This is a genomic window from Rhizobium sp. C104 (assembly GCF_022354505.1).
Lineage (GTDB): Bacteria > Pseudomonadota > Alphaproteobacteria > Rhizobiales > Rhizobiaceae > Rhizobium > Rhizobium redzepovicii.
The window spans coordinates 3,966,557-3,984,846 of record NZ_CP092348.1 but is presented as its reverse complement, the minus strand read 5'-3'; the positions used below and the strand labels follow the sequence as shown (position 1 = coordinate 3,984,846).

Below are 18,290 nucleotides of genomic sequence, written 5' to 3'. Positions count from 1 at the left end.
ATCCGCTGGGCCTCAGTTGGCCTTGAGGGCCATTTCTGTTTCGCCGTCGAACAGATGCATTCGCTCCTGATCGAACTCGAGCCAAATCTGTTCGTCGGGCGCGACGGCAACGGTTGGCGGCACGCTGACATTGACGATGGCGCCGGATAGGAACGCCTGTACGAAGGTGACGTCTCCGGTCGGCTCCACGGTGTAGGCTTTGGCGGGGATGCTTCCAGGCATCGCACTCTTGTGCAGTTTGATCGTCGAGTGACGTGCGCCGAGCACGACTTTCCTGGTTGTTGCCCTTTCGACCTTCCGGGCATTGGTTGGCGAGAGCTCGAGGCGCCAGCCCTCCGCGCTGGTCAACACGGTGTTGCCGCCTGCAGTCGATGCCTCGAGCGGAACAAGGCTCATCGCCGGGCTGCCGACGAAGCTGGCGACGAACATGTTCACCGGATGGGCAAAGACCTGCGCCGGGGAATCGTACTGCTGCAGGTAGCCGCCGTTCATCACCGCCATCCGGTCGGCCATGGTGACCGCTTCGAGCTGGTCGTGCGTCACGTAGATGATTGTCGCCTGGAGATCCTGGTGGAAACGCTTGATCTCCGACCGCATCTGCACGCGCAGCTTTGCATCGAGGTTGGAGAGTGGTTCATCCATCAGGAATACCGCCGGATCGCGAACGAGGGCCCGGCCGAGCGCCACACGCTGCTGTTGCCCGCCCGAAAGTTCGCGCGGCTTGCGCTCGAGCAGCTGCGTCATGTCGAGCACGCGTGCTGCTTCCTTGACCTTCTTGTCGATCTCGTCCCTTGGCAGTTTGCGCATCTGCAGCGGGAACGCCAGATTTTTGTAGACCGATTTCTGCGGATAGAGCGCGTAGTTCTGGAACACCATTGCGATGTCGCGGTCCTTGGGGTCGAGGTCGTTGACCACGCGGTCGCCGATGACGATGTCGCCGGATGTGATGGGGATCAGCCCGGCCACGAGATTGAGTGTGGTGGTCTTGCCGCAGCCTGAAGGGCCGACGAGCGCGACGAATTCGCCGTCGTTGACCGTCAGCGAAACATTGTTGACAGCTTTGAAGCTGCCATAGGTCTTGACCAGATCTTGAAGGACCACGTGGGCCACCGGCAACTCCCCTAGTGTTTGACTGCGCCTTCCGTAAGCGCCCGTACGAAATATCGTTGCAGGACGAGGAACAGGACCACCACGGGCACGCTCATCATGAAGCTGGCCGCCATCAGGCCCGGAAAGTCCGTTGTATTTTCCGAGAAGAAGCGCTGGATGCCGACCGGCAGCGTCAACTGCTCGTTCTTGGAGAGGAAGGTGTAGGCGTAGATGTACTCGTTCCACGCGCCAATGAAGGAATAGATCGCCGTGGCGATGATTCCTGGCGCCGAGAGCGGCATGACGATCAAAAAAAACGCCTGGAACCGCGTTGCCCCGTCGATGCGTGCCGCCTGCTCGAGCTGCACCGGGATATTGTCGTAGAAGCCTTTGAGGAGCCAGATTGCCAGCGGCAGGCCGAATGTGAGGTAGGTGAGGACGAGCGACCCATGCGTGTTTACCAGCCCGATTGCGCGCATCAGGATGAAGAGCGGCACGAGAAAGATTACTGCCGGAAACATGTTGCGGAGCAAGACGGCGAAGAACAGAAAGTTCCGGCCGGGGAAGGTGAAACGAGAAAACGCGTAGGCCGCTGGAACCGCCACGATCACCGAAAGGATAGTCGTCGCGGTGGAGACGAAAAGGCTGTTCCAGAAGAAGCGCAGGAAGTCCTGGCCGACGCTGTTTTGCGGATCGAGCAGCTTCTGGTAGCTGGCGAGGGTGGGTTGGTCCGGCCACCACTGCGGCGGGAACTGCATGGCCGCGAAGCCGGATTTGATCGAGGTGATCAGCATCCAGATCATCGGTAATGCAGTGTAAAGCAGCATGAACACAAGGAAGATGCGTCCGCTCCACCGCCATCCATCGATGCGCATACGGCGACGCGCCTGGCCTCGATGAGCAGTCTCGGCAATCGTGCTCATTCGCTTCCGCCCTTCTGCTCATTGCCGCTCAGCGCACGAACGTAGAAGTAGCCGAGCGACATCAGGATCAGGAACAGCAGCACCGAATAGGCCGATGCCACCCCCAGCGCTGGCGGCCGAAGGCGAGTTCATAAATGTGGGTGATCCAGATATGCGATGCGTTCGACGGCCCGCCGCCGGTCATGATCCAGGGAATGATGAAAGAATTGAAGTTGGCCACTGCCAGCAGAAGGATCGTCACCGTCGAGACGTTTCTCAAGTGCGGAAAGGTGACATGCCAGAACCGCTGCCATGCATTGGCTCCGTCGACTTTCGCGGCGCGCAACAACTGGTCGGGAACCGTCTGCAGGCCAGCCATCATCATGATCATGGCAAACGGAAACTCTCGCCAGATATTGACGACGATCAGCGAGGGCAGCACCGTTCTTACGCTGTCGATGAAATTCGGCGGCCGGTCGGCCCATCCAAGACCGACCAGCACCGCGCCAATGATCCCGAAGTCAGAATGGTAGATCCACTTCCAGATATAGGACGCGGCGACCGCGCTGATGACCCAGGGAATGATCAGGACGGCGCGCAGAATGCCACGGCCGACAAAGTCACGATGGAGCGCCAGGGCGCAGCCAAACCCCAGGACAAATGAGATGAACGTCGATCCCACTGTCCAGATAAGCGTGTTCGAGGTGACCTTCCAGAACACCGGACTTGTGAGGATGGAAACGTAGTTGTCGAAGCCGATGAAAATCTTGTCCCGCAGCTGCAGGCCAGGCGGTGTGTTAAAGAACGACAGCTCGATCGTGTAATAGATAGGGTAGGCTATGACGATGAGCATCACCGCGATCGCAGGAAGCACATAGGCGTAGTCGGCCCGATGCTCCCAAATCTTTCGCAGCACGCCGGACCTATCGGGTTGCGGTCTTCGGAGAGCCTCGGCCTTGCCAGTCAAGATCGTCACTATGCCGCGCCCTTGTTCTTTGGAACAGACCGGCTGCGGTCGGCAGCCGGTCAGATCGCCTGGCTTCGACTAGAGTCCGCCGTCCATCAGGTCTTTTACCTTCTTGGCTGCGTCGTCGGCTGCTTGGTCGACGGTCATGGCCCCGGTCAGGGCATTCTGCAGCATATCCGGGACGATGATGTTCATGATCTCGGGGGACTGTGGCAGCGCCGGGAACGGAATGCCGTATGGCAGCATCGAGGTCGTGACATCGAGGAACTTGATATTATCCAGACGTTCCTTCATCCATTTGGTCTTGAAGCCGTTGAGGTTTCCCGGGTTCGAGCCGGCATAGGCCATCTTCAGCGACCATTCCGGGCTCGTCCACATGCAGATGATCGCCTTTGCAGCCGGCTCGTCTACCTTGCCGCCCTCGACATATTCGGGCTTCAGGATGTGAATGTTGGAGCCGCCGAACACGACCGCACGCTTGCCGTCGGGGCCAGTCGGAATCAGGCCGTAGCGCATATTGTCGATTACCGTCTGCGCCTTGTCCTTGTCGGTATCCGTCGCCTTTTTCTGCAGGTCGAGCATGACGTTGTAGTCGGACGGGTGCGAGATCATCATCCCGAGTTGGCCGGCGAGGAAAAGTGGCTGGTTGTCGGCCTGCTGGTTGGTGAGCGCCGAAACCGGAACCGACTTGTCGCGAACATACATATCGTAGGAGGCTTGCAATGCCGCCTTGCTCTGCGGACTGTTGAGCTCGACCTCCTTATAGGTCGGGTTGGCGGTCGCTTCGTCGAAGACGCCACCGCCATAGGCCCAAAGCTGCGGCATAAAGCGGTACGGCGTATTGCCGGCATTCTTGCGAGCCACGAGGCCGTAACCGGCAATGCCGAGCTTGTCGTGGATCTGCTTGGAATCCTTGACGACGTCGTCCCAAGTTGCCGGAGCCTTGTCCGGATCGAGGCCTGCACGCTTGAAGATGTCGGCATTCCAAATGAACGCCATCGTCTCGTTATTGGTCGGGATGCCGTAGGTTACCCCATCCCAGGTTACAGCCTTCATTGCGCCGGGCCAGAAATCCTCGGTCGAATAGCCTACGTCCTCGGGTTTGAGCGGCTGCAAATAGCCCTTCGAGGCGAACTCGGTGCCACCCAGGATCTGCAGGCGGACCGCCATGGGCGCTGCATTGCCAAGGAGCGCGGTCCGGAACTTATCCAGCAGGTCGTTATAGGTGAGGGCTTGCTCCTCAAGCTGGATGTTCGGATAGGTTTTGCGGAAGGTCTCGAAGAACTCCTTGTAATACTGGCGCAGGAGATCGGGATCGCCCTCGAACACGCCCTGATACCAGAAAGTCAGTCGCCCCTTATAGTCGAGCGGGGTGACCTTGCCGCAATCGGCCGCCGTGTCAAAATCCTGCGTGCCGGCAATGGAGCGCACATATTCCGGCGACCACTTGCTCAGGTCGACCGGCGCTCCCAGCGCCGACGCGGACAGCAACCATACCATCAAAGCAGTGGAAACAGTGCCGCGCAGGATGGCACCACCGAGTGAAATCCTCGTCATAGGTATCCTCCAGGTTCTCCCCGTGCCGCTCTGCGTCGAGGCGAGCGGTCTTTGCTCATTGGCTGCGGGACGTTTTCGGCCAATGTATCTCTTTGGACAGATCATACGTTTTCAGATGATAGATTGCCTGTCAACTGGAGAAATCGTACATTGTTTGCATAAACCTTGCGTGATATCGAAGGAATACATGTATTGATTGGGGACAACTTTGGCCGAAACAAGTGATTTTAGAGCGCAGCCACCCGAAGGGATCGACGCGATCGGGGCCTCCAGCGAAGGTGCCTCGCTCTATCAGCTGATCAGGGACGACATCATCGAAGGGCGGCTTGCTGCCAACGAACGGCTTGTGGTTACCGATCTCGCCCGGCGCCACGGCACCTCGACCAACCCCGTGCGCGAGGCGCTGCAACTGTTGCGCGGGGAGGGCTTTGTCACCTTCGTCCCCAACCGCGGAGCCCGCGTCCGGCCCATAGATCAGGATTTTGTTCGGGACATCTACGAGATAGGAGTCTTGATCGAGCCGGCACTGACGCGATGGTTCGTGAATATGGCCACCGTCGAGGACATTGCTGAACTCGAACGCATCCAAGACTTGATTGAAGAGAACGACTTCGCCGACACGTTCAGGCATAGCGAGCTGGACACCACCTTTCACACCGTCATGTACCAAAGGCACTACAACCGCCATGCCGCCGAGCTCTGGTGGAAGCATCGCGAAGTGCTTCGAGCCGTGAGCCGGCGTTTCAACTTCACGCTCGCCCGCCGTGCCGCGATCCTGAGCGAGCATCGCGAGCTCATCGCGCATGTCAAAGCGGGAAATGCGAACGAGGCAGGCGAACTCATTGCACGCCATGTCGAAGGCTCCGGCCGGCACATCCTCGAACACATGCGTGCGCGGAACGCCGCTCGGGCAGGATAAAAAGATCGCCCGGAATATCGTTATCCCGACCACTTCAGACAAAGGCAGTTGAGATGAAAATCACCAGCGTTCGGCCGTGGCTGATCAAGTCCGATGCTTCTTATTGGGGAGAGTTTCTGTTCGTCGAAGTGACGACCGATGAGGGGGTGAGCGGCTGGGGAGAAATCACCACCACGACTAGGCTCGCCAATCGCGCCCTCTGCACGATCCTGCGGCAGATCGGTGCTGCTGTGACAGGCGAGGATCCGGCGCGTATCGAGTATCTGTGGCACAAGATATTCCGCAGTTTCACCTACATGGGCAGTCGCGGCGCCGCAGTCGAATGCGTGAGCGCCATCGACATAGCCCTCTGGGACATCCGGGGCAAAGTCCTGGGTAAACCGATTTACGAGCTGTTGGGCGGGCCGGTACGCGATGAGATTACGCTCTACACCCATCCCAACCAGGCCAAATTTACCAGCAATGAGGCTGTGGTCCGCGAAATCCGAGACATCGTCGAATCCGGCCACACGGCGCTCAAGTTCGATCCTTTCCCTCACCAGGGGCGCACGGCCGATGGACTGCCGCGCGAACAGCGAGACGGCTACCTCGATGGCAGCATGACCCGCAAGGATGAGCGCGAAGCCGCCGAACTGACGGCCCTCATCCGCGAAACGGCGGGGCCCGATGTCGACATCCTCATCGATGCGCATGGCCGGTTCGACGTTCCCACCGCCATTCGCCTTTGCCGGAGCCTTGAGGAAGCTGGTCAGATCGACTGGTTCGAAGAGCCTTGTCCACCGGAGAGCCTCAACGCGCTGAGGCAGGTTCGTGAGAAGGTCAGCGCCGCTATCTCGTGGGGCGAGCGCGGCCACACGAAGTGGGATTTCGTGCCGGTGCTCGAAAACAGGCTCGCCGACTACATCATGCCTGATGTCACCTGGACCGGCGGCATTACCGAACTCAAGAAGATTTCTGCGCTCTGTGAAGCCTACTATATCCCGGTCTCGCCGCATGATGCCGCAGGCCCGATCAACGTGGTTGCGGGAGCGCAGGTGATGATGACCGTTCCCAATTTCTACAAACTCGAAACGTCGGAATGGAACCTGGGCAAATACGATCACCTCATCGACAGACCGCTCGATGTTTCGAACGGCAGCCTCAAGCTTACGCCCAAGCCTGGTCTCGGCGTCGAAATGAACCGCGACTACCTTCAAAACCACGAGATAGAGCTGGACTAGCAACGCTCTCCGCCGTCCCAACTCGCGCGGCAGCGAGCCCGCCCGACCAAAACGAGGATAAATCATGCCAGAGGCAGATGGAGCCGACGAGGCGCTCAATCGGGTGAACACGCATTCCAAACCGTCCGACCTTCGCATCACCGACATGCGGGTCGCCGAAATCGTCGGCGCGCCGTTCACCTCGGTGCTGCTGAAGATTTACACCAACCAAGGCATCGTCGGGCTTGGCGAGGTGCGCGACGGCGCCAGCGCCACCTACGCGCTGATGCTGAAGAGCCGGTTGCTTGGCGAGAACCCATGCAACATCGACCGACTGTTTCGCCGGATCAAGCAGTTCGGCGGACACGGCCGGCAAGGCGGCGGCGTATCGGCGATTGAAATCGCGTTGTGGGATCTTGCCGGCAAGGCATATGGCGTCCCGGTCTATCAGATGCTCGGCGGCCGTTTTCGGGAGAAAGTGCGCGTCTACTGCGATACCGACGCCGCCGTACCGAGCGGCACCGAGACTGGTAAGCGCCTCAAGCAGCGCATGGAGTTCGGCTTCACCTTTCTCAAGATGGATTTGGGATTGATGCAGATCGCGGATGTGCCCGGGGCGGTCGTGTTTCCTGCCGGCTCATTGGAAGGATACCGCGATCCTCCCAATCGCGGGCCGCTGAAAACTATTGAAGAGCGGCGCGTCCGCAATGCTGCCTACGATTTGCATAACGTCCAGCACCCGTTTACCGGCCTTCACTTTTCCGACAAGGGCCTCGACCTGCTGGAACAATACATCGCCGAGGTTCGCGAGGTCATCGGCATGGATGTGCCGCTCGCGATCGACCATATCGGCCATATCTCGATGCAGAACGGCATTCGCCTTGCCAGGCGAATTGAAAAATACGTGCCGGCCTGGCTCGAGGATGTGATCCCATGGCAGTATACCGAGCAATACCGACAACTGCAGGACGCCACCACGGTGCCGATCTGCACCGGCGAGGACATCTACCTCAAGGAGGGCTTCGAGCCTCTTCTCAAGAGCGGCGGCGTCTCCGTTATCCACCCGGACCTGCTCACCAGCGGGGGCATCCTCGAGACCAAGAAAATCGGCGATATGGCGCAGGACCGCGGCGTCGCCATGGCCATCCATATGGCGGAAAGTCCGATCGCGGCAATGGCCGCGGCACATGTCGCGACCGCGACCGAAAATTTCATGGCGCTCGAATACCATTCCGCCGATGTCGACTGGTGGGACGATATCGTCACCGGCCTTCCGAAGCCGCTGGTGCAAAACGGCTTCATCACAGTTCCGGACAAACCGGGCCTCGGGATTGACGACGTCGTCGACGAGGTGATCTCGCAGCATCTGCAGCCGGGTGTCGCCGCCATATGGCAGCCTACCGACCACTGGGACGATGAGTATTCCTGGGACCGCACCTGGAGCTGAGGCGAAAGGGAACCGAAGATGAAGATCACCGATCTCCGCTGTGCCGTCATCGGCAAACACCCGATCGTCCGCATCGTCACGGACGAGGGCCTCTACGGCTTGGGCGAAGTCGAATTCACCAAGTCCTATCTGAAGCCCTGGGTGCTGCATTTTCGCGACGCGCTGATCGGCGAGGACCCGACCGACGTCGAGCGAGTCATGCTGAAGATCCGCCAACGCGGCTCCTTCAAGCCCTATGGCGCGGCGGTGAGCGCGATTGAGCATGCGCTGTGGGATATTGCCGGCAAGGCCGCCGGTGTGCCCGTCTACAAACTGCTCGGCGGCAAGGTGCGGGACAAGGTGCGCGTCTATAACGGCTCTGTTCGCCGGAAACGCACAGGCGACCGGCCGGAGGATTACGCCGCCGACGTCAAGTGGATGATGGAGCAGCCGCAGAACTTCTTCATGATCAAGCAAGGAATCTCGTTCCACTCCAACATGAAGGACACCATCGAAGATTTCCACTACGGCGTAACGCAGAAGAAGGCCGGCTATCACGGCGCCATGGATCAGGGCGTGATCAGCGAGCGCGGTTTCAATCACATGCTCGATTGCGTGATCGCCATGAAGGAAGTGCTCGGCGACAAAGTCAGCCTGGCGCTCGACTGCGGTCCCGGCTGGATGCTGCCCGACGCGATCAAATTCGCCCGCGCGGTCGAAAAGTACAATTTGATGTGGCTCGAGGACATGCTGACTGGCGACTACGTGCCGTGGGTCAATCCGCAGGCCTATCGGGAACTGACAACCTCCACCTCGACGCCCATCCACACTGGTGAGCAGATCTATCTGCGGCACAATTTCAAGGAACTGATCGAGACGCAGGCGGTACGCGTCATCGGCCCCGATCCAGCCGATATTGGTGGCATTGCCGAGCTCAAATGGGTCGCCGAGCACGCCTATATGCACTCGATCCTGATGGCACCGCACGGCACTGCCAACGGCCTGCTGGGCCTCGGCGCGCTGATCAATGTCTGCGCCACGTTGCCGGCAAATTACGTCGCGTTCGAGTACCCGAGCGCCTCCGACCCCTGGTGGGAGGATCTGGTAATCGGATTGCCGCCGCAAATCGTGAAGGACAGCATGGTGGACCTCCTGGAAGCGCCGGGGCTGGGCCTCGACATCGACGCTGAAGGGGCCAGGAAATATCTGAGCGAAGAGGATGCGGGCTTTTTCGACTGAACCTCCCTGCGCCTGTCGCGGCCAGCTTGTCCGGCGGCAGGCAATAGAACCAAAACAGCCGCCTGCCTCGCGGCAAGCGGCTGTATGCTTTGTTACGATTATCTAATGCATGTCGCCCGGAAGCAGCGGTTGCGGGATAACGACATGCATCAAAACAAAGAGCTAAAGCGCGTCGCATGAATCAAGTTTGATGCGACGCGCTTTAAGATTACATATGGATCGGCTTGAAGAAGGTCGCGAGTGCGGCTTCCTTCACCGCTTCCGACATCGTCGGATGCGCATGGCAGGTGCGGCCGAGATCTTCCGAAGAGCCGCCGAACTCCATCAGCACGGTGATCTCGTGGATCATCTCGCCGGCACCGAAGCCGACGATATGGCCGCCGAGCACCCGGTCGGTTTCCTTATCGGCGAGGATCTTGACGAAACCGTCGGTCGCCAGCATCGCGCGCGCACGGCCGTTCGCGGTGAACGGGAACTTGCCGACCTTATAGGCGATACCCGCCGCTTTCAGCTCTTCCTCGGTCTTGCCGACCGAGGCGATCTCCGGCTGGGTGTAAACGACGCTCGGAATGACGTCATAATTGACGTGGCCATGCTGGCCGGCGAGGATTTCGGCCAGCGCCACGCCTTCGTCTTCCGCCTTGTGCGCCAGCATCGGGCCCTTGACCACGTCGCCGATCGCATAGATGCCGGCGACGTTGGTTTTGAAGTGGCCGTCGATCTCGACGCGGCCGCGATTGTCGAGCGCAACACCAGCCTCCTCAAGACCGAGCCCCGCCGTATAGGGCTTGCGGCCGGTGGCGATCAGCACGACTTCGGCATCGAGCGTCACCTTGTCGCCGCCTTTGACCGGCTCGAACGTGACCTTGGCGCCCTTGTCACCCTTTTCGACGCCGGTGACCTTGGCGCCGAGGTGGAAATCGATGCCCTGCTTGGCGAGCATGCGCTGGAACTGCTTGGAGACTTCGCCGTCCATGCCGCCGAGGATGGTGTCGAGAAATTCGACGACCGTGACCTTGGCGCCGAGGCGCGACCAGACCGAGCCGAGCTCGAGCCCGATGACGCCGCCGCCGACGACGATCAGCGTTTCCGGCACCTTCTCCAGCGCAATGCCGCCGGTGGAGGAGATGATGGTCTTTTCATCGATCTCGACCTGCACGCCGGGGATGCCGGCGACGTCGGAGCCCGTGGCGATGACGATGTTCTTGCCTTCGATCTCCTGCATCGTGCCGTCTTCGGCGGTGATGGCGACCTTGCCGGCCGAGACGATCTTGCCGCTGCCCTGGAAAGCATCGATCTTGTTCTTCTTGAAGAGGAAGGCGACGCCGTCGACATTCGACTTCACCGTGGCGTCCTTGTGAGCCATCATATTGCCGAGATTGAGCGTCGGCGCCGCAATGTCGATGCCGAGCGCGCTCATGCCGTGGCCGGCCTGATGGAACATTTCGGAGGCATGCAGCAGCGCCTTCGACGGAATGCAGCCGACGTTCAGGCAGGTGCCGCCATAGGTCGCGCGCTTTTCGACGACGGCGACCTTGAGGCCGAGCTGGGCTGCCTTGACGGCGCAGACATAGCCGCCCGGGCCGGTTCCGATAATGATCACATCGTAAGACATTGCTTCTTTCCCTTTGGATTTTTCAATTAGTCGGCCGCGCGCGACAGCGCGAGGCGGAAGCCGAAGCCGACGAGCGCCGCTCCGGTAACGCGGTTGAACCATTTGCCGCTGGCGATGAAGCGGTCACGGATCGCCTTGACCGTGAAGAAATAGGAGACACCGGCAAACCAGGCGACCAGCGCCGTCGCCGTGCCGATGCCGTAGGAGAACTGGATCAGCGCCGGCGTGTCGTGATGCACCAGCGTCGAAAACAGCGACAGGAAGAACAGCACCGGCTTCGGGTTCAGTGCATTGGTGATGAAACCCATGCCGAGGCATTTCAGCATCGAGACCGGCTTGCGGTCCTCGGCCGTCACTTCGATCTCCTGCACCTTGAAGCCCGGCTCGCGGAACGACTTGATGCCGAGATAGACCAGATAGGCGACACCCGCCCATTTGATCATCGCAAACAGCATCAGCGATTTCGACACGATCAGGCCGAGGCCGAGGATGGTGTAGCTGATATGGAAGAGCAGCGAGAAGCCCATGCCGAGCCCGGTCATAACAGCGGCGCGGCGCCCATGCACGATGCTCTGGCGCAGGATGACGGCGAAATCGGCCCCCGGCACGACGATGAAGATCGAGAAAACCGCCATCAGGCCGAGAAATTCGAGAATATACTGCATGCTGTTTTATGCCCTGTCTTCTAGCGGCCGCCGCTCACATTGAGGATCGCGCCGGTTATATAGGAAGCCGAAGGGGAAAGAAGATAGAGGATCGCATCCGCCACCTCCTCGGCCGTGCCGGCCCGCTGCATCGGGACCGACGGCGCCATCTCGCGCGCCCGGTCCGGCAGCCCGCCCGAAGCATGGAGGTCGGTTTCGATGATGCCGGGCCTGACCGCATTCACGCGAATGCCCTCGGCAGCGAGCTCGCGCGAAAGCCCGACGGTGAACGTGTCGATCGCCGCCTTCGAGGCGGCATAATCGACATATTGCGTCGCCGCGCCGAGGATCGCCGCCATCGACGAGACGTTGACGATCGCCCCGCCCCGTCCGCCGTGCCGGCTCGACATCCGGCGTATGGCCGCTGCGGCGCAGAGCATCGAGCCGGTCACATTGACGCGCAGCATGCGCTCGATCCGCTCTGCCGACATCTCATCGATCCGCTGAGGATAGTCGACGATGCCGGCATTGTTGACGAGACCGTCCAGCCGGCCGAAATGGCCGTCGACCGCCGCAAACATCGCAGCGATATCCGCAGCCTTGCCGACATCGCCCTCGATCGCCACCGCCTCGCCGCCATTCTCGACGATCGACGCCACGACCACATCTGCGGCCTTGCGGTTGGACGCGTAATTCACCGCGACACGCCAGCCCTGGCGCGCAGCGAGACGGCAGACAGCGGCGCCAATGCCCCGGCTCCCACCGGTCACCAGAACAACAGGGGTATCGCTCATGTCGCACACTCCTTGAATGTCAGCACATCCCAGGGCGCCACCGACGCCTTGCCCTCGCCCCAGGCGCTGGATTCCCGGATGGCAGGGCCAAGGCCGGGCAGCACCAGCCTTTCGGCCGCCGCGGCCCCTTCCGGCTGCAGATTGTCCATCTCCCCCTTGGCATCCACGCCATAGACGGCGCCCTGCCAGACCGTGCAGGCATCGAGATCGGCGCCGGTCGCATCACCCTCGGGGCAATTGAACATCAGAATGCCGATGGCGCGCACCGGATCTTCGGATGGCATGACATAGCCTTCCATCACGACCGGCGTCTTGAGGGCATGGACTTTGAACTGGTTGCTGGCGGCAGCCGAGGCGGAATTCAGCGGTGCAAAGCGCAATTCATAGGCGCCATCGCGATCGACATAAACGGCCCGCTCCTGCTTGCATTCCGCCCCGAGCAAGGACACCGGAACGGCGCAAAACGCAGCGGCGGCGACTGTAGCCACGCCTTTCCGCCTCGCCGTGATCCCGACACTCCCGCTCATTGCAGCTTCGGTTCCTTCCGCCCGTCGGCATTCTCGACCACGTTGAAATCCGTCAGCAGCACCAGCGCCCGGCCATCCCGGTCGAGCCCCCAGAAAACCGGATAGAAACCGTCGCCCCAGCCGCTCCAGAACACCGCGACACTGCCCTTCTTGCCGGTAATCGGCCGGTGCAACGCATAACGGCCCTTGTTGGCATCAAGGTCCGCAGCCAGCACATCGTCGTAATAATTGACATCGGCGTCAGGTTTTTGCGCCTGCGCCTGCGCTTCACGCTCTCCGATCAGCTCAAGCGTATCGGCATCCATGTAACAGCCGAGGCCGGCATCGACCGGGTAGCCGAAAATCTCGCCGTCCTTCAGCGTCGCGACGTCCTGGCCGGGCAGGACGGCAAGCTCCCAATGATCAAGCTTGCCCTCGGCAAACCGCATGCTGGCGGCAGCGATGCGCCCGAAGGCCTGGTAGAGCGTCACCGGATATTCGCCCGGCGCAACCGTTCTTGCGAGCGCCGGACGATCGGGCTGGGCGAGCGGATCGGCCGCGACGATGCGCCCGGAGGTCAGCTCGACATTGCCCATATGGATCACGCCTATCGACCGTCCGGAAAGTTCGGCGTCGCTGAGCGCCACCAGCTCGAAATTGCTGCTTGCCTTGCCGATATCCAAGCCGGCCGCCGCCGCGGAGACCGGGACATGCGCGGCGGCAGCGCAGAGAAGAAGGCGCGCCGCTCGCATGATCCGGTTCCGCATCGAAAGCGCTCCCTTAGAGATCGAGAACCAGACGTTCCGGATCTTCCAGGCTCTCCTTGACGCGCACGAGGAAGGTGACCGCTTCCTTGCCGTCAACGATGCGGTGATCGTAGGACAGCGCCAGATACATCATCGGACGGATGACCACCTGGCCGCCGATCGCCACCGGCCGCTCCTGGATCTTGTGCATGCCGAGAATGCCGGACTGCGGCGCGTTGAGGATCGGCGACGACATCAGCGAGCCGTAAACGCCGCCATTGGTAATGGTGAAGGTGCCGCCCTGCATGTCGGCCATCGAGAGCGAGCCGTCACGGGCTGCCTTGGCAAGACGGCCGAGTTCCTTCTCGACTTCGGCGATCGACATCTGGTCGGCATCGCGGATGACGGGAACGACGAGACCCTTGTCGGTGCCGACGGCCATGCCGACATGGCAGTAGTTCTTGTAGATGACGTCGGTGCCGTCGATCTCGGCATTAACCGCCGGCAGTTCCTTCAGCGCATGCGTGACGGCCTTGGTGAAGAAGCCCATGAAGCCGAGCTTGACCCCGTGCTTCTTCTCGAAAATGTCCTTGTACTTGTTGCGCAGATCCATGACCGCCTTCATGTCCACCTCGTTATAGGTGGTGAGCATGGCGGCGGTGTTCTGCGCGTCCTTCAGGCGCTTGGCGATCGTCTGGCGCAGGCGCGTCATCTTCACGCGCTCTTCACGCGAGGCATCCTCGACCGTCGACGGGCCGCGTGCAGCGGCAGGAGCGGCGGCGGGTGCTGCAGCCGGAGCGGAAATGCCCTTGGCGACGGCAGCGATAACATCACCCTTCAGCACCTGGCCGCGCTTGCCGCTGCCGTCGACCTGATCGGCCGAAAGGTTGCTTTCGGCAAGCATCTTCGAAGCCGCCGGTGCCGGCGGCATGGTGGAGACGGAGGCGCTCGACGCCGATGCGGCAGCAGCGGCAACCGGCGCCGGCTGAGCGGGAGCAGCAGCGGCCGGCTGGGCAGGCGCGGCGGCCGGTGCAGCAGCAGCCGGTGCGGCCGCAGCGACCGCACCTTCGGCGATCTGGCCGAGCAGTGCGCCGAGGCCGACGGTCTCGCCGGCGGCGACAACGATTTCCGAAAGCGTGCCGGAAGCGGGTGCCGGAACTTCGATGGTCACCTTGTCGGTTTCAAGCTCGAGAATCGGCTCGTCGGCCTTGATGGCGTCGCCGACCTTCTTGAACCAGGTGCCGACGGTTGCCTCGCTGACGGATTCACCGAGAGTTGGAACGCGGATTTCTGTGGCCATTGTTCAGATCCTGATTTCGTGTGTGTTCGTTTTAAGCGTTTCAGACGGCGGGCGGCCGCAAGATGATCGAGGGCATCGGCAGGATATCGAAACGGAAACCGAAACCGGAAGCAATGACCGGGTCGCCGTCGGCAAGAGCCTGCGCCGCCGCCTGATCCTCGACTTCGACGATTGCCATGCCGAAGGCGCCTTCACCCTCGAAGACGGGGCCGACGACGATCGCCGATCCCGCAAGCGCGTGCCGGTGCCAGTATTCGACATGGCGCTTCATCGCCGCGATTTCCTCTCCGGTCCCGTCATGCGGGAAAGTGGGGCGCGGCGGCAGCAGTCTCAGAAAGAAATAAGCCATTTGCGCCCCCCTTGTATTAGCCGCCCAATGCATCCTCGAGGAATGCGGCGAGCTGCGACAGATGCTTGGACATCAGGCCTGTCGCCGGCGAGGCGGCGGCCGGACGGCCGGTGTAGCGGACGCGCTGGTACTTTGCGTCGATGTGGGCGAGCACCCATTCGAGGAAGGGATCGATGAACGACCATGCGCCCATGTTCTTCGGCTCTTCCTGGCACCAGACCATCTCCGCATTGCGGAAGCGCGACAGCTCGTTGATCAGCGCCTTTGCCGGGAACGGATAGAGCTGCTCGACACGCAGGAGATAGATGTCGTCGATGCCGCGCTTTTCACGCTCTTCGAGAAGGTCGTAATAGACCTTGCCGGAGCACATGACGACACGGCGGATCTTGTTGTCCTTCTGCAGCTTGATCGGGCCGTCCTTGATCACCTCGGCATCGTCCCAGAGCAAGCGATGGAAGGCGGATTCACCGGCCATTTCGGCAAGCGTCGAGACCGCCCGCTTGTGGCGCAGCAGCGACTTCGGCGTCATCAGGATCAGCGGCTTGCGGAAGTCGCGCTTCAGCTGGCGGCGCAGGATGTGGAAGTAGTTCGCCGGCGTCGTGACGTTGGCGACCTGCATGTTGTCCTCAGCGCAAAGCTGCAGGAAACGCTCGAGGCGGGCCGAAGAGTGTTCCGGACCCTGGCCCTCATAGCCATGCGGCAGCAGGCAGACGAGGCCCGACATGCGCAGCCACTTGCGCTCGCCCGACGAGATGAACTGGTCGAAGACGACCTGCGCGCCGTTGGCGAAATCGCCGAACTGCGCTTCCCAGAGCGTCAGCGCATTCGGGCGGGCCAGCGAATAGCCATATTCGAAACCGAGCACGGCCTCTTCCGAAAGCATCGAATTGATGACTTCGTAGCGACCCTGCGTCGGCGAAAGATTGGCGAGCGGAATGTAGCGTTCCTCGGTTTCCTGATCGTAGAGAACCGAGTGGCGCTGCGAGAAGGTGCCGCGTTCGCAATCCTGGCCGGACAGGCGGATCTTGCTGCCTTCGACGCAGAGCGCGCCGAAGGAGAGCGCTTCGGCCATCGCCCAGTCGATGCCCTCGCCGGTGGCGATCATATTGGCGCGGTTTTCCATGAAGCGCTGGATCGTGCGGTGCGCATTGAAGCCCGCCGGGATCTCGGACAGCTTGCGGCCGATTTCCTTCAGCGTCTTCATCGGCACGGCGGTCTTGCCGCGGCGCTGCTCGTCGGCATTGTCAGCGGCGCGCAGGCCCGACCACTCACCATCAAGCCAGTCGGCCTTATTGGGCTTATAGTGCTGGCCGGCCTCGAACTCCTGTTCGAGATGAGCGCGCCAGTCGGCCTTCATCTTCTCGACTTCGCCTTCGGTCAGCAGGCCCTCGGCGACGAGGCGCGCCGCATAGAGCTGCAGCACGGTCTTGTGGCCGCGGATCACCTTGTACATCTTCGGCTGCGTGAAAGACGGCTCATCGCCTTCATTGTGGCCGTAGCGGCGGTAGCAGAACAGGTCGACCACGACGGGCTTATGGAACTTCATGCGGAATTCGGTCGCGACCTTGGCCGCATAGACCACCGCTTCCGGATCGTCGCCGTTGACGTGGAAGATCGGCGCCTCGATCATCTTGGCGACGTCGGACGGATAGGGCGACGAACGCGAGAAGGCCGGGTTCGTGGTGAAGCCTATCTGGTTGTTGATGATGACGTGCATGGTGCCGGCGACGCGGTGGCCGCGCAGGCCGGACAGGCCGAGGATTTCGGCAATGACACCCTGGCCGGCAAAAGCTGCGTCGCCATGGATCAGCAGCGGCAGAACCTTGGCGCGTTCGGAAAGCGGGATGATGTCGCCGTCCCAGACGGTAGCGCTCATATCCTGCTTGGCGCGAACCTTGCCCATGACGACCGGATCGACGATTTCCAGATGCGAGGGGTTTGCCGTCAGCGAGACATGCACCTTGTTGCCGTCGAATTCGCGGTCGGAAGAGGCGCCGAGATGGTACTTGACGTCGCCCGAACCTTCGACTTCGTCGGGTGCGTAGGAGCCGCCCTTGAACTCGTGGAAGATCGCCCGGTGCGGCTTGCCCATGACCTGGGACAACACGTTGAGGCGGCCGCGATGGGCCATGCCGAACACGGCTTCCTTGAGGCCGAGGTGGCCGCCGCGCTTGAGGATCTGCTCCAAAGCCGGGATCAGCGACTCGCCGCCGTCGAGGCCGAAGCGCTTGGTACCCTTGAACTTGACGTCGAGGAACTGTTCGTAGCCTTCAGCTTCGACCAGCTTGGCGAGGATCGCCTTCTTGCCTTCGGCCGAGAAGGCAACACCCTTGTCCGGGCCTTCGATGCGCTCCTGGATCCAGGCCTTCTCTTCCGGATTGGAGATGTGCATGAATTCGACGCCGAGCGTCGAGCAATAGGTGCGCTCGAGGATATCGATCATCTCGCGGATGGTCGCGTATTCCAGGCCGAGCACGTTGTCGATGAAGATCCTGCGGTCGTAATCGGCTGAGGTGAAGCCGTAATTCTCCGGCGACAGCTCGCGATAGTCGTCGACCGAAGCGGCGATGCCGAGAGGGTCGAGCTTGGCATGCAGGTGGCCGCGCATGCGGTAAGCGCGGATCATCATGATGGCGCGGACGGAATCGCGCGTCGCCTGCAGAACGTCGGCGCCGTCGGCGGGCTTGCCCTGCGCTTCGGCCTTGGCCTTCACCTTGGTTTCGATGACCTTCTCGACGATGCCCCAATCGCCATCGAGAGCCGACACCAGGTCGCCGCCAGCCTGAAGCGGCCAGTTCTTCTTGCGCCAGGAAGCGCCCTTGGCCGCCCTCTTCACATCGCTGGGATCTTCCTCCAGCGCCTTGAAGAAGGTGCGCCACTGATCGTCGACCGATGCCGGGTCCTCTTCGTACCGCGCATGAAGCTGCTCGATATAGGCAGCGTTGGCGCCATCCAGAAACGAGGTGATCTGAAACTGCTCATTGGCTTCTTGCCGTGCCATGGTGATATGCGGACGCTTCCGTCCGCCTCCTGACTTT

General features: G+C 61.3%; 15 protein-coding genes and 1 pseudogene. 4 read left to right on the top strand and 12 right to left on the bottom strand.

Annotated features, from left to right (window positions below):
• Positions 1 to 12 precede the first annotated feature (12 nt).
• From MF410_RS20765 to MF410_RS20750, 4 genes and pseudogenes are all read right to left on the bottom strand, one after another.
• A complete protein-coding gene (locus MF410_RS20765) occupies positions 13 to 1,110 on the bottom strand; it encodes an ABC transporter ATP-binding protein (RefSeq protein WP_097625139.1) in 1,098 nt (365 codons plus the stop codon).
• 11 nt (positions 1,111 to 1,121) lie between these two features.
• Positions 1,122 to 2,012, bottom strand: a complete 891-nt coding sequence (locus tag MF410_RS20760) for a carbohydrate ABC transporter permease (protein ID WP_097624897.1) — start codon at positions 2,010 to 2,012, stop codon at positions 1,122 to 1,124.
• Positions 2,009 to 2,967, bottom strand: a pseudogene (locus MF410_RS20755) (sugar ABC transporter permease). The gene MF410_RS20760 and the pseudogene MF410_RS20755 overlap by 4 nt, the downstream one beginning before the upstream one ends.
• A gap of 69 nt (positions 2,968 to 3,036) precedes the next feature.
• Positions 3,037 to 4,515 (bottom strand): sugar ABC transporter substrate-binding protein, encoded by a 1,479-nt coding sequence (locus MF410_RS20750; RefSeq protein ID WP_097624899.1) that lies wholly within the window; start codon positions 4,513 to 4,515, stop codon positions 3,037 to 3,039.
• Between the two features lie 208 nt (positions 4,516 to 4,723).
• Between MF410_RS20750 and MF410_RS20745 the strand changes: the two genes are divergently transcribed.
• The 4 genes from MF410_RS20745 to MF410_RS20730 all read left to right on the top strand — a co-directional run bounded on the left by MF410_RS20745 (position 4,724) and on the right by MF410_RS20730 (position 9,298).
• Complete coding sequence (locus MF410_RS20745; RefSeq protein ID WP_097624900.1) at positions 4,724 to 5,434, top strand: GntR family transcriptional regulator; 711 nt, start codon at positions 4,724 to 4,726, stop codon at positions 5,432 to 5,434.
• Between the two features lie 53 nt (positions 5,435 to 5,487).
• The gene (locus tag MF410_RS20740) at positions 5,488 to 6,654 is read left to right on the top strand and encodes a mandelate racemase/muconate lactonizing enzyme family protein (protein WP_097624901.1); all 1,167 of its coding nucleotides are present in this window, start codon (positions 5,488 to 5,490) and stop codon (positions 6,652 to 6,654) included.
• 64 nt (positions 6,655 to 6,718) lie between these two features.
• Positions 6,719 to 8,080 carry a mandelate racemase/muconate lactonizing enzyme family protein gene (locus MF410_RS20735; protein WP_097624902.1) on the top strand — a complete coding sequence of 454 codons (1,362 nt, stop codon included), beginning with the start codon at positions 6,719 to 6,721 and terminating at the stop codon, positions 8,078 to 8,080.
• A gap of 18 nt (positions 8,081 to 8,098) precedes the next feature.
• The gene (locus tag MF410_RS20730) at positions 8,099 to 9,298 is read left to right on the top strand and encodes a mandelate racemase/muconate lactonizing enzyme family protein (RefSeq protein WP_097624903.1); all 1,200 of its coding nucleotides are present in this window, start codon (positions 8,099 to 8,101) and stop codon (positions 9,296 to 9,298) included.
• Positions 9,299 to 9,506: 208 nt separating this feature from the next.
• Here the strand turns inward: MF410_RS20730 and lpdA are convergent, their stop codons facing one another.
• Genes lpdA through MF410_RS20690 form a run of 8 tightly spaced genes read right to left on the bottom strand, consistent with a single transcriptional unit; the run spans position 9,507 to position 18,253 of the window.
• Positions 9,507 to 10,913, bottom strand: coding sequence for a dihydrolipoyl dehydrogenase (gene lpdA, locus MF410_RS20725; protein ID WP_097624904.1), 1,407 nt, complete (start codon positions 10,911 to 10,913; stop codon positions 9,507 to 9,509).
• A 26-nt stretch (positions 10,914 to 10,939) separates the two neighbouring features.
• Positions 10,940 to 11,578: a LysE family transporter gene (locus MF410_RS20720; RefSeq protein WP_239620009.1), complete on the bottom strand. Its 639-nt coding sequence runs from the start codon at positions 11,576 to 11,578 to the stop codon at positions 10,940 to 10,942.
• Between the two features lie 20 nt (positions 11,579 to 11,598).
• Entirely contained in the window at positions 11,599 to 12,351 is a 753-nt protein-coding gene (locus MF410_RS20715; protein ID WP_097624906.1) for an SDR family oxidoreductase, read from the bottom strand.
• Positions 12,348 to 12,878 (bottom strand): hypothetical protein, encoded by a 531-nt coding sequence (locus MF410_RS20710; RefSeq protein WP_097624907.1) that lies wholly within the window; start codon positions 12,876 to 12,878, stop codon positions 12,348 to 12,350. The genes MF410_RS20715 and MF410_RS20710 overlap by 4 nt, the downstream gene beginning before the upstream one ends.
• The gene (locus tag MF410_RS20705; protein WP_131710918.1) at positions 12,875 to 13,624 is read right to left on the bottom strand and encodes a DUF4241 domain-containing protein; all 750 of its coding nucleotides are present in this window, start codon (positions 13,622 to 13,624) and stop codon (positions 12,875 to 12,877) included. The genes MF410_RS20710 and MF410_RS20705 overlap by 4 nt, the downstream gene beginning before the upstream one ends.
• A 13-nt stretch (positions 13,625 to 13,637) precedes the next feature.
• The gene (gene odhB / locus MF410_RS20700; RefSeq protein WP_097624909.1) at positions 13,638 to 14,903 is read right to left on the bottom strand and encodes a 2-oxoglutarate dehydrogenase complex dihydrolipoyllysine-residue succinyltransferase; all 1,266 of its coding nucleotides are present in this window, start codon (positions 14,901 to 14,903) and stop codon (positions 13,638 to 13,640) included.
• Between the two features lie 40 nt (positions 14,904 to 14,943).
• Positions 14,944 to 15,252, bottom strand: a complete 309-nt coding sequence (locus MF410_RS20695) for a YciI family protein (protein WP_097624910.1) — start codon at positions 15,250 to 15,252, stop codon at positions 14,944 to 14,946.
• A 16-nt stretch (positions 15,253 to 15,268) separates the two neighbouring features.
• Entirely contained in the window at positions 15,269 to 18,253 is a 2,985-nt protein-coding gene (locus MF410_RS20690; RefSeq protein ID WP_097625140.1) for a 2-oxoglutarate dehydrogenase E1 component, read from the bottom strand.
• Between the last annotated feature and the right edge of the window lie 37 nt (positions 18,254 to 18,290).

Excerpts from the sequence above, each read along its gene's own strand:
- MF410_RS20710 (WP_097624907.1), bottom strand. The coding sequence starts at position 12,878 with ATGAGCGGGAGTGTCGGGATCACGGCGAGGCGGAAAGGCGTGGCTACA.
- MF410_RS20750 (WP_097624899.1), bottom strand. The coding sequence starts at position 4,515 with ATGACGAGGATTTCACTCGGTGGTGCCATCCTGCGCGGCACTGTTTCC.
- MF410_RS20730 (WP_097624903.1), top strand. The coding sequence starts at position 8,099 with ATGAAGATCACCGATCTCCGCTGTGCCGTCATCGGCAAACACCCGATC.
- MF410_RS20695 (WP_097624910.1), bottom strand. The coding sequence starts at position 15,252 with ATGGCTTATTTCTTTCTGAGACTGCTGCCGCCGCGCCCCACTTTCCCG.
- odhB (WP_097624909.1), bottom strand. The coding sequence starts at position 14,903 with ATGGCCACAGAAATCCGCGTTCCAACTCTCGGTGAATCCGTCAGCGAG.
- MF410_RS20720 (WP_239620009.1), bottom strand. The coding sequence starts at position 11,578 with ATGCAGTATATTCTCGAATTTCTCGGCCTGATGGCGGTTTTCTCGATC.
- MF410_RS20740 (WP_097624901.1), top strand. The coding sequence starts at position 5,488 with ATGAAAATCACCAGCGTTCGGCCGTGGCTGATCAAGTCCGATGCTTCT.
- MF410_RS20690 (WP_097625140.1), bottom strand. The coding sequence starts at position 18,253 with ATGGCACGGCAAGAAGCCAATGAGCAGTTTCAGATCACCTCGTTTCTG.
- lpdA (WP_097624904.1), bottom strand. The coding sequence starts at position 10,913 with ATGTCTTACGATGTGATCATTATCGGAACCGGCCCGGGCGGCTATGTC.
- MF410_RS20760 (WP_097624897.1), bottom strand. The coding sequence starts at position 2,012 with ATGAGCACGATTGCCGAGACTGCTCATCGAGGCCAGGCGCGTCGCCGT.
- MF410_RS20715 (WP_097624906.1), bottom strand. The coding sequence starts at position 12,351 with ATGAGCGATACCCCTGTTGTTCTGGTGACCGGTGGGAGCCGGGGCATT.
- MF410_RS20705 (WP_131710918.1), bottom strand. The coding sequence starts at position 13,624 with ATGCGGAACCGGATCATGCGAGCGGCGCGCCTTCTTCTCTGCGCTGCC.
- MF410_RS20735 (WP_097624902.1), top strand. The coding sequence starts at position 6,719 with ATGCCAGAGGCAGATGGAGCCGACGAGGCGCTCAATCGGGTGAACACG.